Annotated in this window: 14 protein-coding genes; 7 read left to right on the forward strand and 7 right to left on the reverse strand. The window is 70.6% G+C overall.

Annotated features, from left to right (window positions below; all coding sequences use genetic code 11):
* Positions 1–43 precede the first annotated feature (43 nt).
* From DVA86_RS19500 to DVA86_RS19515, 4 genes are all read left to right on the forward strand, one after another.
* On the forward strand, positions 44–508 hold the full coding sequence (locus DVA86_RS19500; RefSeq protein ID WP_245996790.1) for a hypothetical protein: 465 nt from the start codon (positions 44–46) through the stop codon (positions 506–508).
* Positions 505–2298, forward strand: coding sequence for an alpha/beta hydrolase (locus DVA86_RS19505; RefSeq protein WP_245996792.1), 1794 nt, complete (start codon positions 505–507; stop codon positions 2296–2298). Before DVA86_RS19500 ends, DVA86_RS19505 begins: the two co-directional genes overlap by 4 nt.
* 121 nt (positions 2299–2419) lie before the next feature.
* Positions 2420–2809: a hypothetical protein gene (locus DVA86_RS19510; RefSeq protein ID WP_222623335.1), complete on the forward strand. Its 390-nt coding sequence runs from the start codon at positions 2420–2422 to the stop codon at positions 2807–2809.
* A 68-nt stretch (positions 2810–2877) separates the two neighbouring features.
* Positions 2878–4077: a CaiB/BaiF CoA transferase family protein gene (locus tag DVA86_RS19515; protein ID WP_208880036.1), complete on the forward strand. Its 1200-nt coding sequence runs from the start codon at positions 2878–2880 to the stop codon at positions 4075–4077.
* A 161-nt stretch (positions 4078–4238) separates the two neighbouring features.
* Here the strand turns inward: DVA86_RS19515 and ppdK are convergent, their stop codons facing one another.
* Positions 4239–6971: a pyruvate, phosphate dikinase gene (gene ppdK, locus DVA86_RS19520; protein WP_208880038.1), complete on the reverse strand. Its 2733-nt coding sequence runs from the start codon at positions 6969–6971 to the stop codon at positions 4239–4241.
* Between the two features lie 420 nt (positions 6972–7391).
* Complete coding sequence (locus DVA86_RS19525) at positions 7392–7991, reverse strand: TetR/AcrR family transcriptional regulator (protein ID WP_222623336.1); 600 nt, start codon at positions 7989–7991, stop codon at positions 7392–7394.
* Positions 7992–8153: 162 nt separating this feature from the next.
* On the opposite strand from DVA86_RS19525, the gene DVA86_RS19530 reads away from it, so the two are divergent.
* Positions 8154–8585 (forward strand): ester cyclase, encoded by a 432-nt coding sequence (locus DVA86_RS19530; protein WP_208880040.1) that lies wholly within the window; start codon positions 8154–8156, stop codon positions 8583–8585.
* Between the two features lie 39 nt (positions 8586–8624).
* Here the strand turns inward: DVA86_RS19530 and DVA86_RS19535 are convergent, their stop codons facing one another.
* Both DVA86_RS19535 and DVA86_RS19540 read right to left on the reverse strand, forming a co-directional pair.
* A complete protein-coding gene (locus DVA86_RS19535) occupies positions 8625–8849 on the reverse strand; it encodes a hypothetical protein (RefSeq protein WP_245996794.1) in 225 nt (74 codons plus the stop codon).
* The gene (locus DVA86_RS19540) at positions 8846–9190 is read right to left on the reverse strand and encodes a DUF6415 family natural product biosynthesis protein (RefSeq protein WP_208880042.1); all 345 of its coding nucleotides are present in this window, start codon (positions 9188–9190) and stop codon (positions 8846–8848) included. The genes DVA86_RS19535 and DVA86_RS19540 overlap by 4 nt, the downstream gene beginning before the upstream one ends.
* Before the next feature lie 99 nt (positions 9191–9289).
* Between DVA86_RS19540 and DVA86_RS19545 the strand changes: the two genes are divergently transcribed.
* Entirely contained in the window at positions 9290–10525 is a 1236-nt protein-coding gene (locus DVA86_RS19545) for a helix-turn-helix domain-containing protein (protein ID WP_208880043.1), read from the forward strand.
* Positions 10522–11073 carry a flavoprotein gene (locus tag DVA86_RS19550; protein ID WP_208880044.1) on the forward strand — a complete coding sequence of 184 codons (552 nt, stop codon included), beginning with the start codon at positions 10522–10524 and terminating at the stop codon, positions 11071–11073. Before DVA86_RS19545 ends, DVA86_RS19550 begins: the two co-directional genes overlap by 4 nt.
* Before the next feature lie 34 nt (positions 11074–11107).
* Here DVA86_RS19550 and DVA86_RS19555 read toward each other — a convergent pair whose 3' ends face one another.
* The 3 genes from DVA86_RS19555 to DVA86_RS19565 all read right to left on the reverse strand — a co-directional run bounded on the left by DVA86_RS19555 (position 11108) and on the right by DVA86_RS19565 (position 13962).
* Positions 11108–11602: a GNAT family N-acetyltransferase gene (locus tag DVA86_RS19555; RefSeq protein WP_222623337.1), complete on the reverse strand. Its 495-nt coding sequence runs from the start codon at positions 11600–11602 to the stop codon at positions 11108–11110.
* Between the two features lie 156 nt (positions 11603–11758).
* Positions 11759–12682: a Gfo/Idh/MocA family protein gene (locus DVA86_RS19560; RefSeq protein ID WP_208880048.1), complete on the reverse strand. Its 924-nt coding sequence runs from the start codon at positions 12680–12682 to the stop codon at positions 11759–11761.
* Positions 12683–12687: 5 nt separating this feature from the next.
* Entirely contained in the window at positions 12688–13962 is a 1275-nt protein-coding gene (locus tag DVA86_RS19565; RefSeq protein ID WP_208880049.1) for an ROK family transcriptional regulator, read from the reverse strand.
* Positions 13963–13967 lie beyond the last annotated feature (5 nt).

Consider the following 13967-nt stretch of genomic DNA (forward strand, 5'->3'; position numbering starts at 1 on the left):
GCCCGTACGTGAACGCTCACACTACGTAACGAGGGGGGGCTTCGTGGCCTGGGAGCAGCAGTGGGCGCAGCTGGTGGAAGACGCCTCGCGCGACTCCGGCTTGAAGCTGGCCAGCGCCGGCGACGAGCCGGGTTGGGCATCGGCTCCGGGCGGCATGCGGTCTGACAAGAAGGCATGGAGCACGGCGGCGACAAATGTGGGCTCTCTCAAGAAGGGCATCGACAAAGGCCTGGGCGATCTCGCGGAGGGCCAGGCAGGGCTCGGTGAGGGGAGCGTCACTGGTGGTCAGACCCAGAGCGGTGCCGCGCAGAGGGAGTTGTACACGTCCTGGAAGCAGTACCTCGGCAAGGTGAGCGGACGGTGCGCCGTGCTCCAGGACCGGCTCGAGAAGGCCGGGAATGATCACTACAAGAACGACCAGGCGACCAAGCGAGCGTTCGACGGCCTGAACGATCGGTACGAGGACACCCCGGCCATCGGCGGCCAAGACGGGAGCCGGTGGCCGTGAACTTCGCGACGCTCAAGAGCCTGAAGCCCGATGAATTCGAGAGCGCGGCCGACGGCTACAAGAAGGCCAGTGACATGGCCAGCTCTGCCAAGGACCGCGTCGAGCAGGAGTACGCCGCCAAGATGCAGGCTGCCCTGGAGGGTGAAGCCGTCGAGGCAGCAGCCGAACAGCTCCGCAAGTTAGGCAAGAACTTCCACTACGTACAGGTCGAATGCGGTCTGGCGAGTACGGCGCTCAACGGGCTCGCGTTCGACTTCCGAGCAGCGAAGAAGAAGCTTGACGCCGCCCTGGCGGACGTGAGCGCGGAGAAGTTCACAACGAACCCCGATGGCTCCGTCACTTACCCCGCCGCCGGCGAGAAGGTCGACGGCAGAACACCGGAAGGCGGCACGGTAACCGGCCGGGCGGCGAACGGCCATACAGGGAACCCGATCGATCCGGGCGGTGACGCCGACGATGCGGCCAGCGCCATCGAGGACCAAGCGGCCCGCTTCGACCCCAACCCCAACCGCGGAAGGGCCCAGGGCTACGCCAACCGCATCGCCCAGGCCGTCAAGGAAGCCACCGACGCCGACGAGAAGTGGGCCCCGAAGCTGCGACGGCTCAAGGCTGACGACGACCTCGACGTCTCGCACGGGGACTGGGTCGATGCCAACAAGGACATGCAAGGCGTCCGCAAAGGCGCGGAAGCCTACCTCGACAAGATCGAGGCCCCCCCGAAGGGTGGCACCCCGAAGGAGAACGCAGACTGGTGGCAGGGACTGTCAGCGGAGGACCAGGACGCCTACATCTCCATGCACCCCGCGAGCGTCGGCGCCATGGACGGCGTCCCGGCGGAGGTCCGGGACGAAGCGAATCGTACGGTGCTTGCCGAAAAGCGAGCCGCATACCAGACAGAGCTGAATGCACTGCCGTCGGCACCCAAAGGGCCATGGCGATACCTGACGAGGGATCCATTTCGTGAAAGACGAGGCGAACTGGAGGAGGCCCTGAAGGGTATGGACGCGATTCAGAAACGGTTTGACCGTACCGGGAGGAAGGGTCTCCCAGAGGCATACCTTCTTGGCTTCGACCCCAAAGGCGCAGCGAACGGGAGAATCATTCTCGCCAGCGGTAACCCGGACACCGCTGACCATACGGCTACCTACGTCCCAGGCACCTACACGGACATCAAAACCATAGGTAAGGACATCGAACGCACGGACAACCTGTGGCAGGAAAGCACTCAGCATGCCCCCAACCAATCCACGTCTACCATCATGTGGTTCGATTACGATGCTCCGGACAACCCTGTCACGGAATCACCCTCACGTAAGTACGCCGATGAAGGCGGCCCCGTCTTGAGGCAGTTCCTTGACGGCAACGAAGTAGCCCACCACGGAGCAACCGGCCACCCCTCCCACACCACGGTCATCGGACACAGCTACGGCAGTGTGGTGGTGGCGGATGCCGCCATCGGAAAGCTGGGCGGCGATCCCTTGGCGGACGACATCATCGCGGCGGGCAGCCCCGGGATGAGGGTCAAGAACCCCGAGGGGCTTGGCGTTGACCGGGACCACATGTGGGCCGCCGAGGCTGACGGGCCAGCCGATTGGGCAACTCGCCACTTCGGCCGATTCGTTCACGGCGGCGGTGTCCCGCCCCTCGTTCCTTCCGATTCAACATTCGGGGCAAATCAACTGGACTCCGACGCTGCGGGTCACGGTGGATACTGGGATCCGGAGTCGCGAATCCTATCGAGTCAAGCTGCTATTATCGCCGGGAGATACGAGCGTGCAGAGCTTCAGTAAGATCCCATTCGCACTCACACTGTCCCTTACAATCGTCATCTTGATGGGGTGTTCGAAGAGCATGGATTCCGAATCTCTCGAAGAACGATCGAAGACTAGCGCAGAAGACAAGACCGAAAGCATGTCGAGTCAGATCAGGGACATCATCAACGTCAAGGGAAAGACCACGGAGTCCGGCGCGCTGGTCGACGGCTGGGCAGATTGCCCCGGCGGGGATGAAAGTTACCGGATGCGCCACGCGTGGAGCGTCTACGAAGCCCCGAACACCGAGTTGAGCGCGGGTATGCAACGCCTTCGCGAGGGACTCCCGGCACAGGGCTGGGAGATCGGCAAGGACGGCCCGGACAAGTCCCCCGCCAAGACTCCGGAGATCGTCGCCAAGCACGGCAAGACCGGGTTCTCCGTCAACATCAAGCTGATGCTGGAGGACAAGCAGTCGCCGCATACGTCACTCATCGCCGTAACGGTCGTGTCTCCCTGCTACCGAGAGCCCGCGGGGCAAGACAGCTGACGGTGCGCCATCAACCGGATTTTGGATCCAGGATTGATTGTCCAGTCCCCCTCCGCTAGATTCCGGCCATGGCCGAGGCATTGGGCGGGCTGCTCGTCGTCGACTTCAGCCGGGTGCTGGCCGGGCCGTACGCCACCATGTTGCTGGCCGACCTCGGCGCCGAGGTGATCAAGGTGGAGCGGCCCGGGGGCGGGGACGACACGCGGGCCTGGGGGCCGCCGTTCGCCGGGGGTGAGAGCACGTACTTCCTCGGGCTCAACCGCAACAAGCGCTCCGTCGCGCTCGATCTGGCCGACCCCGCCGACGCCGAGGTGGCCCGGACCCTCGCCGCCCGTGCCGATGTGGTCGTGGAGAACTTCCGCACCGGCACCATGGAGCGGCTCGGACTCGGCTACGACGCGCTGCGCGCCGTAAACCCCCGGCTCGTCCACTGCTCGATCACCGGTTTCGGTGCGGACGGCGGCGCCGGTCTGCCCGGCTACGACCTGATCGTGCAGGCCGTCGGCGGGCTGATGAGCGTGACCGGGCCGGCCGGGGAGGGCGGTACGAAGGCCGGGGTCGCGCTCGTGGACGTGCTGACCGGGCTGCACGCCGCGTTCGGCGTGCTCGCCGCGCTGCGGCATCGCGACGCCACCGGTGAGGGCCAGCGCGTGGAGGTCTCGCTGCTGACGTCGCTGCTGTCCGGGCTGGTCAACCACTCCTCGGCGTACGTCGCGGCCGATGTCGTACCGGCGGCGATGGGCAACCGGCACCCGAGCATCGCCCCGTACGAGCTGTTCGACACGGCCGACCGGCCGCTGGTCATCGCGGCGGGCAACGACCGGCAGTTCGGCGCGCTCTGCGCCGCCGTCGGTCGGCCCGAGCTCGCGGCGGACAGCCGGTACGCCGCGAACGAGGGGCGGGTCGCGCACCGGGAGGAGCTCGTACGGGAGCTGAGCGCCGCGCTCGTACGGCACGACGCCGACCGCTGGTTCGCCGAACTCACCGCCGCCGGCGTGCCCTGCGGCCCGGTCAACGACCTCGCGGACGCCTTCGGCCTGGCCGCGCGGCTCGGGCTGAACGCCGAGGTCAGCGTGGCGGATCCGCGCCGGGACGCGCCGGTGCGGCAGGTCGCGAACCCCGTACGGCTCAGCGCGACCCCGCCCGCGTACCGCAGCGCGCCGCCGCGGCTGGACGAGGACGGGCCCGGCGTACGGGAGTTGGCGGCGCGGTGGGCCGCGGAGGCGGCCCGCGATGGGCGTGAGGACGCCCGGGACGAGGGCGCGTAGCGGGGAAATGGAAGGGGGCGGAGCCTCCGCACAAGGTCCGCCCCCTTCCCGGGATCCGGGGCCGCCCGCCCGGTGAGGGTCGAGGCACGGCGGCCGGCCCCGGAAGCATCAGACGCGCGGCACGCGCCCCAGGTGCACGCGCCGAAGCCGAAAGCGCACGCTCACGCCCCCGCCGCCGCGCGCCCCGCCTCCAGCCGGGCGACGGGCACGCGGAACGGCGAGCACGACACGTAGTCCAGCCCCACCTCGTGGAAGAAGTGCACCGACTCCGGGTCGCCGCCGTGCTCCCCGCACACGCCCAGCTTGAGGTCGGGCCGCGTGGCGCGGCCGGCCTCCACGGCGTCGCGTACGAGCGCGCCGACGCCGTCCTTGTCGATGGTCTCGAAGGGCGACACCCCGAAGATGCCCTTCTCCAGGTACGCGGTGAAGAAGCTGGCCTCGACGTCGTCGCGCGAGAAGCCCCAGACGGTCTGCGTGAGGTCGTTGGTGCCGAACGAGAAGAAGTCCGCCGACTCGGCGATCTGCCCGGCGGTCAGCGCCGCGCGCGGCAGTTCGATCATCGTGCCGAGGGAGAGCTTCAGGTCGACGCCGTACGTCTCCTCGATCTCCGCGATGACCTTCTCGGCGTCCTCCCGTACGATCTCCAGCTCCTGCACGGTGCCCACCAGCGGAATCATGATCTCCGCGCGCGGGTCGCCCTTGGCGGCCTTCCGTTCGGCGGCGGCCTCCGCGATGGCCCGTACCTGCATGGTGAACAGGCCGGGGATGACCAGTCCGAGCCGTACGCCGCGCAGGCCCAGCATCGGGTTCTGCTCGTGCAGCCGGTGTACGGCCTGGAGGAGGCGCAGGTCGTTCTCGTTGGCGTCCTTGCGGGACTCGGCGAGGGCGACCCGTACGGACAGTTCGGTGATGTCCGGCAGGAACTCGTGCAGCGGCGGGTCCAGCAGCCGTACGGTCACCGGCAGTCCGTCCATCGCCTCGAACAGCTCGACGAAGTCCCGCTTCTGCTGCGGTAGGAGACCGGCGAGGGCGGAGTCCCGTTCGCTGTCGGTGTCGGCGAGGATGAGCCGTTCGACCATCTCGCGCCGCTCGCCGAGGAACATGTGCTCGGTGCGGCACAGCCCGATGCCCTGCGCGCCGAAGCGCCGGGCGCGGGACGCGTCTTCGGCGTTGTCGGCGTTGGCGCGCACGCGCAGGCGCCGTACGCGGTCGGCGTACGCCATGACCCGGTGTACGGCCTTCACCAACTCGTCGGCGTCGTCCGCGCCCGCGTGCATGCGGCCCTCGAAGTACTCGACGACGGGGGACGGCACGACGGGCACCTCGCCGAGGTAGACCTTTCCGGAGGAGCCGTCGATGGACACGGTGTCGCCCTCCTCGACGACAGTGCCGCCCGGCGCGGTCATCCGCCGCCGCTTGGTGTCCACTTCGAGCTCCTCGGCGCCGCACACGCAGGTCTTGCCCATGCCGCGGGCGACGACGGCGGCGTGCGACGTCTTGCCGCCGCGGCTGGTGAGGATGCCCTCGGCGGCAAGCATGCCGTCGAGGTCGTCGGGGTTGGTCTCGCGGCGGATGAGGATGACCTGCTCGCCGGAACGGGACCACTTGATCGCCGTGTACGAGTCGAACACCGCCTTGCCGACCGCCGCGCCCGGCGACGCGGCGATGCCGGAGCCGATCCGCTCTATGGCGGCGTCCGCGGCGAACCGCGGGAACATCAGCTGCGCGAGCTGCGCCCCGTTCACGCGCTGGAGCGCCTCGGCCTCGTCGATGAGGCCCTGGTCCACCAGCTGCGTGGCGATACGGAAGGCCGCGGCGGCGGTCCGCTTCCCCACCCGGGTCTGGAGCATCCACAGCTTGCCGCGCTCGACGGTGAACTCGATGTCGCACAGGTCCTTGTAGTGCGTCTCGAGGGTTTCCATGATCTGCATCAGGGAGTCGTACGACGCCTTGTCCAGCTGCTCGAGGTCCGCGAGCGGCACGGTGTTGCGGATGCCGGCGACGACGTCCTCGCCCTGCGCGTTCTGCAGGTAGTCGCCGTACACGCCCTGGTGGCCGGAGGCGGGGTCGCGGGTGAAGGCGACGCCGGTGCCGGAGTCCGGGCCGAGGTTGCCGAAGACCATCGAGCAGATGTTGACGGCGGTGCCGAGGTCGTGCGGGATGCGCTCCTGGCGGCGGTAGAGGCGGGCGCGGTCGCCGTTCCACGAGTCGAAGACCGCGCGTACGGCGAGGTCCATCTGCTCGCGCGGGTCCTGCGGGAAGTCGCGGCCGGTCTCCTTGACCACGATGCCCTTGAACCGCTCGACGAGCTGCTCCAGTTCGGGCGCTCCGAGGTCGACGTCGGTGGTGGCGCCCGTGACCTGTTTGACCTCCTCCAGCGCCTCCTCGAAGAGGTCGCCGTCCACGGCGAGGACGGTCTTGCCGAACATCTGGATGAGCCGCCGGTACGAGTCCCACGCGAAGCGCTCGTCGCCGGACTGCGCCGCGAGCCCGCGTACGGACTCGTCGGAGAGGCCGATGTTCAGGACGGTGTCCATCATGCCGGGCATGGAGAACTTGGCGCCGGAGCGTACGGAGACGAGGAGCGGGTCGTCGGCCTGGCCGAGCTTTTTGGCCATCTTCCGTTCGAGGGCGTCGAGATGGGTGCTGACCTCGTCGCGCAGCGCGGCGGGCTCGGTACCGGACTCCAGGTAGACCTTGCAGGCTTCGGTGGTGATGGTGAACCCGGGCGGCACCGGGAGACCGAGATTCGTCATCTCGGCGAGGTTGGCGCCTTTGCCGCCCAGAAGGTCCTTGAGATCCTTGTTGCCCTCTGTGAAGTCGTAGACGAACTTCTGGCGTTGTGTGTCCGCTGCGTTCGCTGCATTCGCTGCGTTATCTGCGTTATCCGGCACGACGACTCGACTCCTCGTGGACGGGCTGCCCTGACGGCGGGGAGCGTACCCAGATCGAAGGCGTGGGAGTACGTCCATCGGCATGCCATGCGGGTGTAACCACCCGTCCGCCGAGAGATCAAAAGTGATCGTGGCGTACGGGCGCGGGCGGCGTCTGTTGATGTGCCGAAGGCAGGATTGCGGAGGGTAGTCGGCGCGGCCCCGGAACGCACGGAACGCGAGATTCCTCTTCAGTTCGCTAACCAAGGGACGGTAAACCCTCACCCCGCTCCTTGGAGATCTGGAGCTCCCATTTGAGCGCTCATTTGAGCGCACCCCTGATCAGAGTGGCCAGAATCACGCGCTTCTGAGGCCTTCGTATCCCACGATGTGGACACACCTGGCACCCGGTGCCACTCCCCGAGGCCGTCGCAGCAGCGGCTACTCGAAGGCGGGCAGCAGCGTCTCGGCCACCGCCCCGGCCGGGGGCAGGAAGCGCTCGGCGTCGGGGCCGAGCAGGTGCCGGTGCAGGGCCCGTTGATGGGCGGCCCCGATCAGCAGCAGGGCGCCGGCGTCCGGATCGAGCGTGCCCCGCACCCGCCCGGCCGCGCGCCGCGCGCGCAGCAGCGCGGCGACGGGCCGCAGCGCCTGATGCGGGCCGACCGCGGCCTGGCGTGCCACGAGCAGTTCGCGCAGCTGGCTGTCGGACTGGAGGGCCCCGAGGATCGGCATGATGCGCACGTAGAACTGCTCCAGCCCGGACACCACCTCGGTGAGGTCCGCGAGCAGCGCGGCCCGCGGGTCGGTACGGGCCTCCGCGCCGTCGCCGTCGCCTTCGTCACCCGCCGGGCGAGGGCCCAGCACCTCGGCGACATCGGAGAAGACGGGCAGGTACTGCCCGACGACGGCCTGGAGGAGCCCGAGCCGGTCGCCGAAGTGGTAGAAGATGCTGGATTCCGCGACGCCGGCCCTGCGCGCGATCTCCTTGGTGGACAGCGCCAGCCCCGTGTCGCCCAGCACCTCCTGAGTGGCCTTGAGCACGGCTTCCCGCACCCCCGTCGACGGCCGCCCACGCCGCGCACTCGCCACGCGTGACTCCCTTCGCTCCGTACCGGCTTCCCGGACACTTCTTGAGTTATCACTCAGGAAGAAGTTAACTTACTGATGAATGACTCAGTAATCGTGGTTCGGGGAGGGACGCTCATGAGCACGGAAGCACGTACAGAAGCACGTACAGAAGCGCACAAGGACGCCATCCGGCGCCTCTACAAGGGACTTGAGGGCGGCGACGTCGATCTGGCCGACGAGCTGTTCACGGCGGACTTCGTCACCAGCGAGGGCCTGCACCAGAACGTCACCGGCCCGCAGGGCTTCAAGGACGCCATCCGCGGCGTGCACTCCGCCTACACCGACCCGCGCTTCGAAATCCTCGACATGGTGGGCGAGGGCGACGAGGTCATGGTGCGCTGGCGCATGCGGGCCACGCACACCGGCGAACTGATGGGCGTGCCGGCCACGGGCAGGCAGGTGAGCACGGAGGCGTTCGCGCTGTTCCGCTTCACCGGCGACCGGATCAGCGAACGCCACGCGGTCGTCGACCGGTTGGGCCTGCTGCAGCAGGTACGGGCGGACTGACGGGCGCGCACGTACCCCTGCGGTGGGCAGCGCCCCGCCTCACGTCGCACGCTCCGCGTCGATGACGGCCAGGTCCTCGCGCAGCCAGTCCGGAGCGAACACCGACCGCGCCCGTACGCGGGCGCACGGCAGGCACGCCTTCCGGGACGGACCGCCGGGCCCGGAACCGCCCTGCGGCATGGCGATGATGACCCGCTCACCGGCGTGCTCACGGCAGTCTGCGCACTCCCCGCCCGCCAACAGCAACTCGGACGCGGCGGTCACCGCTCACCCTCCGCGTACGTCAGCAGGGCGGCGCAGTCGCGGGCGAGGTGCCGCACCTGCACGTGGGCGGAGAGCGGGCTGTCGCCGAGGTCGCGGGCGACGTCGAGGCGGATACGGTCGAGCTGGGCGCGGCACTCGTACCACTGCACCGAGCCGTGCCACAGCTCTTCGGCGGCGGCCTCGGCGGCGGGCAGCAACAGCTCGACGTGCTCCCGCAGTTGCTGCTCCAGCTCGACCATGTCCGGACGCGCTGGCCGCGCCAGCGGCCGCAGCGCGCGGTCGACCGTGGCGCGGATCGCACGGACGTCGACCGCCTCCGTTGTCACCCCAGTGGAGTCCACAGTTACCCCTTCGCTACTGTGCGTTGCATGAGCGCAAGGTAGGACCGGGTACAAGACTGACGAGCACGCAAAGTGCGTGCCTTGTGCGGGGAGTTCGCCATGGAAACCGGACGCGTCGGACGCCGGATCGCCTACTGGCGCGAGCGGCGCGGCTTCACACAGGGCGACTTCGGCCGTCTTATGGGCAAGTCCCGCAGGTGGGTGCAGGACCTCGAAGGCGGACAGCGGCAGGCCGACCCGCGGCTGTCCGTGCTGGAGCGCGCAGCGGAGATCCTGCGCATCTCCCTGGAGGAGTTGTGGACCGACGCCCCCGCCGCTCCTGCCGGGACGGACCCGCCTCCGGAGGACGTCCGCGCCGTCGTCGACGCCCTGGACCGGCACGACGTCATGACCGGCGCTTTCACGCCCGCCCATGATCCACCCGAGCTGTCGGCCATACGCGGCTCCCTCGGCTACTGCTGCGAGGCGTTCCAGGCGTGCCACTACACCGCCATCGGGCGGCAGCTCCCGAAGCTACTGATCGACGCGCACCGCACCGCGGCCGCCGCACGGGCCGACGCGGTGTGCGAGGCGTACTGTCTGCTCTCCCGCGTCTACCAGCTCACCGCGTCCTTCCTCCACAAGTACGGTGCCGCCGCCACGGCTCCCGCAGCCATTGCCGCGGACCGGGCCCTGACCGCCGCCGAACGGTCCGCGGACCCCGTCGCCATCGGGGCCGCCTCCCGCCGGGTCGCCAAGAGCCTGATGTACCAACGCCGTCCGGAGGCCGCCGTCGCCTTCGCCACCGACGCCGCCGCCCGGCTCCGCGACGATCTCACCGGAGCCGGGGCACGTGGGCTGTCCACGCTGGGCATGCTCTACCTCAACGCTGCCGTGGCCGCGTCCGCCGGCGAGCGCACGGCGCAGGCCGTGGCCACCGCGACCGCCCTTGTCGACGAGGCGGACGACGCTGCCGCCGAGCAGGGCGGTGACCGCAACGAGGACTGGACCGCGTTCGGCCCGACGAACGTCGGGCTGCACCGGGTCGATGTCCTCGTACGGTTCGAGGACGGCTGGTCGGCGATCGAGGCCGCCGACGGGCTGGCTGCGCCCTCGCTCCATGCGCTCACCCGCGAGCGCCGCGCGCAACATCTCATCGCGCTGGCACGTGCCGCGCTCCTGACCCGCCGGAAGGACGATGCCGCGCACGCGCTTCTGGAGGCCGAGCGGATGGCGCCGCAGGAGGTGAGGGAGCGACCGTCCAGCGTGGACCTCGTACGGGACGTGGTCGGCGTGACACCCGCCCCCGGCGGGGAGTTGCGCGCGCTCGCGGAGCGCTGTGGACTCCGGGCATGACCAAGCCCGTTCTGTACTTGATCGCCTGCGCTGCCGGTCCGGCCCGCTACGTTGACCTGGGCGTACGCCGTGCGCAGGAGCGCGGCTGGGACGTGTGTGCCGTCCTGACGCCGTCTGCCGCGCGCTGGTGGGACGTACGCTTGCCGGAGCTGGAGGAGTTGACCGGCCGTACGGTGCGCTCCCGGTACAAGCTGCCGCACGAGGCGGACGCGCTGCCGAAGGCGGACGCCATGGTCGTCGCACCGCTGACGACGACGAGCGCCTGCAAGTGGGCGGCCGGGATCACGGACACCGTCGCGCTCGGACTCCCCGCCGAAGCCGTGCACTTGGGCGTGCCGGTGCTGGCGGCACCGTTCTGGTCGACGGCGCTGGGCGCGCAGCCCGCCGTGAACCACGCGGTGGAGGTCCTGCGGGAACAGGGCGTCCGAGTGGAGTTTCTCCCGGGTGAGCCCCATCCGCCGAAGCAGGGCGACGACGCGGGGTTCGGCTGGGAACGGCTGCTGGACGCACTCCACGAGGCTGCGGATCTTCGGCAAGGGCCTCGTTGAGAGTCCGTACAGGCGCCCGCTGAGGCGGAAGGGCTCAGGCGGGTGGTCGGCGCAGGAGGCGCTGCATCCACAGCGAGCTGAGGTACCGGTCGTTCTTGACGGCGTACTCGCGGAAGACGCCGACCTCGGTGAAGCCGAACTTGCGGTGCAGCGCCACGGATGCCTCGTTCGGGACGGCGATGCCCGCCAGCGCGACGTGCACGGCCTCGTCGGCCAGGTGGTCGAACAGCGCTCCGTACAGCATGCTGCCCACGCCCCGGCCCCGGCTGTCGGCGTCGAGCGAGATGCTCACCTCTACGGTCTCCGAGAACGCCTCGTGGTCCCGGTACCGCTGGCTGCAGGCGAAGCCCGCCACCCGTCCGCCGCGGCGCGCCACGAGGAGCCGGTACGGGCCGGACGGGCCGAAGCGGGAGAACCAGTCGCGCCGGTCGGCCACGCTCGTCGGACGGACGGCGAAGTTGGCGTCGGAGTGCGCCGCCGTGTAGTTGAGGATGTCGACGATTCCGGGGAGATCCGTCTCGTCTCCCACGACGATGTCGTACGGCGCGGGGCGGGGAGGTGCGTCTGGGCCAGGCGTGTCCGGCGTCATGGGTCCGGAGCCTAGGCGCTCCGGAGAAGCCCAGGCGCTCCGGACCCTGGGCCCTTGTCCGGCTGATGCCCAAAGACCCGCCGGGCAGGGACCGGCTCACCGCGGCAGGGCCTGGGCCAGGAGCTGCTGGAGGCGCAGGCCGCGGGACGCGTCCAGGGTGGGGGGACGGCCGGTGCGGACCGCGGTGGCGAATTCGCTGCGCAGCACCGGCCAGCACTCCTCGTGGTCCAGCGGTGCGGTGTCATACACCAACTCCGCCTCCGGGCCGAACAGTTCCAGCCGCGTCCGCGCCTTCGGCAGGTTCACCGCGCCCGACAGCGACGCCTGGCTGACCGCGCCGTTCTCGTGTTCACACGTGAGCTCGATCCAGCGGCGGGCGTCGCCCGTGCCGCGTACGGAGGTGATCGGCGCGACCGCCTCGTCCAGCAGGTCGAGGAGGTGCGGGCCGAGGTCGAGGAGCGCGCCGTGTTCCAGGCGCCAGGCCGTGGCGAAGTCGCCGCCCAGGAAGGCGCCGTGGAGGTAGCAGGAGCGGGCGCCGGTGATCTTCAGCTCGGCGGCGGCGCGCAGGAAGTCGCGGGTCGCGGGGTGGTAGCGCTTGGTCAGGACCAGTTGGGAGACGACGCCCGCCTCGGCGACCGCGTCCGCGACGGCGCGCGCGGCGGGCACGTCGGGCCCGAGCGGCTTCTCCAGCAGCAGCGCGCGGCCCGCGAGGGCGGCCCGTACGGCGAGTCCGGCCTGTACGGCGGGCGGTACGGCGAAGGCCACGGCCTCGCAGGTGTCGAGGAGTTCGTCGTACGAGGCGGCGGCCCGCGCGCCGTACGGCTCGGCCACCTCGCGGGCGGCCTCCGTACGCCGTGCCCACACGGCGACCAGCTCCGTCTCCGGGCCGGCGGCCAGGATGCGGGCGTGGGTGGCGCGGGCCCAGGGCCCGGCGCCGACGAGTCCGACGCGTACGGGGGCGGCGGCGCGTACGGGGGCTCCGGCCCGTACGGGGGCTCCGGCAGGAGGAGACGGGCTCATGCGGCTCACAGCCCCATCGCCGCGAGCCGCGCGTCCGCGCGGTCCGGTGCGTACAGGTGCTCCACGACCAGCGCGCCCGCCCCGGCCAGCCCCGCCCGGTCGCCCAACTCCGAGGTGACGACCTGGAGATGGGCGGTCGTACGCGGCATCGCCCGCTGGTACAGCAGCTCGCGTACGCCGGTCAGGAACGGGGTGCCGGCGAGCTCGCCCGCGATCATCAGTACGCCCGGGTTGAGCACGGTGACGACGGTGACCAGCACCTCCCCCACCCGGCGCCCCGCGTCGCGGGCGAGGCGTACGGCGTCCGGCTGACCGGCGGCGAGCTGGTCGCGTACGTCCGAGCCGGAGGCGGTGGGCACCCCGGCCGCGGCCAGCTGCCCGGCGAGGGCGCGGCCGCTGGCGACGGCGGCGAGGCAGCCGTACGAGCCGCACATGCACAGCGCGTCCTGGCAGTCGTGCAGCCGGATGTGGCCGATGTCGCCTGCGCCGCCGTCGATGCCCCGGTACAGGCCGCCGTCCACGACGACACCGGCGCCGATTCCGGTGGAGACCTTGACGAGGAGGAAGGCGGCGCAGTCGGGGTGGCCGACGCGCTGTTCGGCGTACGCCATGAGGTTGGCGTCGTTGTCCACCAGTACGGGGACGTCCGCCTCCGCGGGGACATCCGCATCGGCGAGGGCGTCCGCCTCCGCGGGGACATCCGCATCGGCGAGGGCCGCCCCGCCGGTGTGTTCGGCGAAGGAGCGGCGCATCCGTTCGGCGACCGGATAGCGGTCCCAGCCGGGCATGATCGGCGGCTGTACGACCTGGCCCGACTCCCAGTCCACCGGGCCCGGCACGGACAGCCCGATGCCGCAGACCTTCGCAGGCGCCGTACCGGACTCCGTCAGCAGCCGCGCGAACCACTCGCCGAGCCGGTCGAGCACCGCGTCCGGGCCGTCGTCGATGAGCAGCGGCCCGGCGTGCTCGGCGAGGACCGTGCCGGCGAGGTCGAGCACGGCGGCGCGCGCGTGCCGGGTCTCCAGGTCGGCGGCGAGCACCACGGCGTGCGACGCGTCGAACTCCAGCCGCGCCGACGGCCGTCCGCCGGACGCCCCGGCGGCGCCGGTGGCGCCCGCGGCGCCCGCGCGCAGCCAGCCCGCGCCGAACAGCTGGTCCAGCCGGTGCCCCACGGTGGAGCGGGACAGCCCGGTGGCGCGCTGGAGCTCACCGCGCGTGGTCGCGGCCCCGGTGCGGATCAGCCGCAGCAGGTGGCCCGCGCTCGCCTGGTTCCCGGTCATCGGGT

The organism is Streptomyces armeniacus, assembly GCF_003355155.1.
GTDB lineage: Bacteria > Actinomycetota > Actinomycetes > Streptomycetales > Streptomycetaceae > Streptomyces > Streptomyces armeniacus.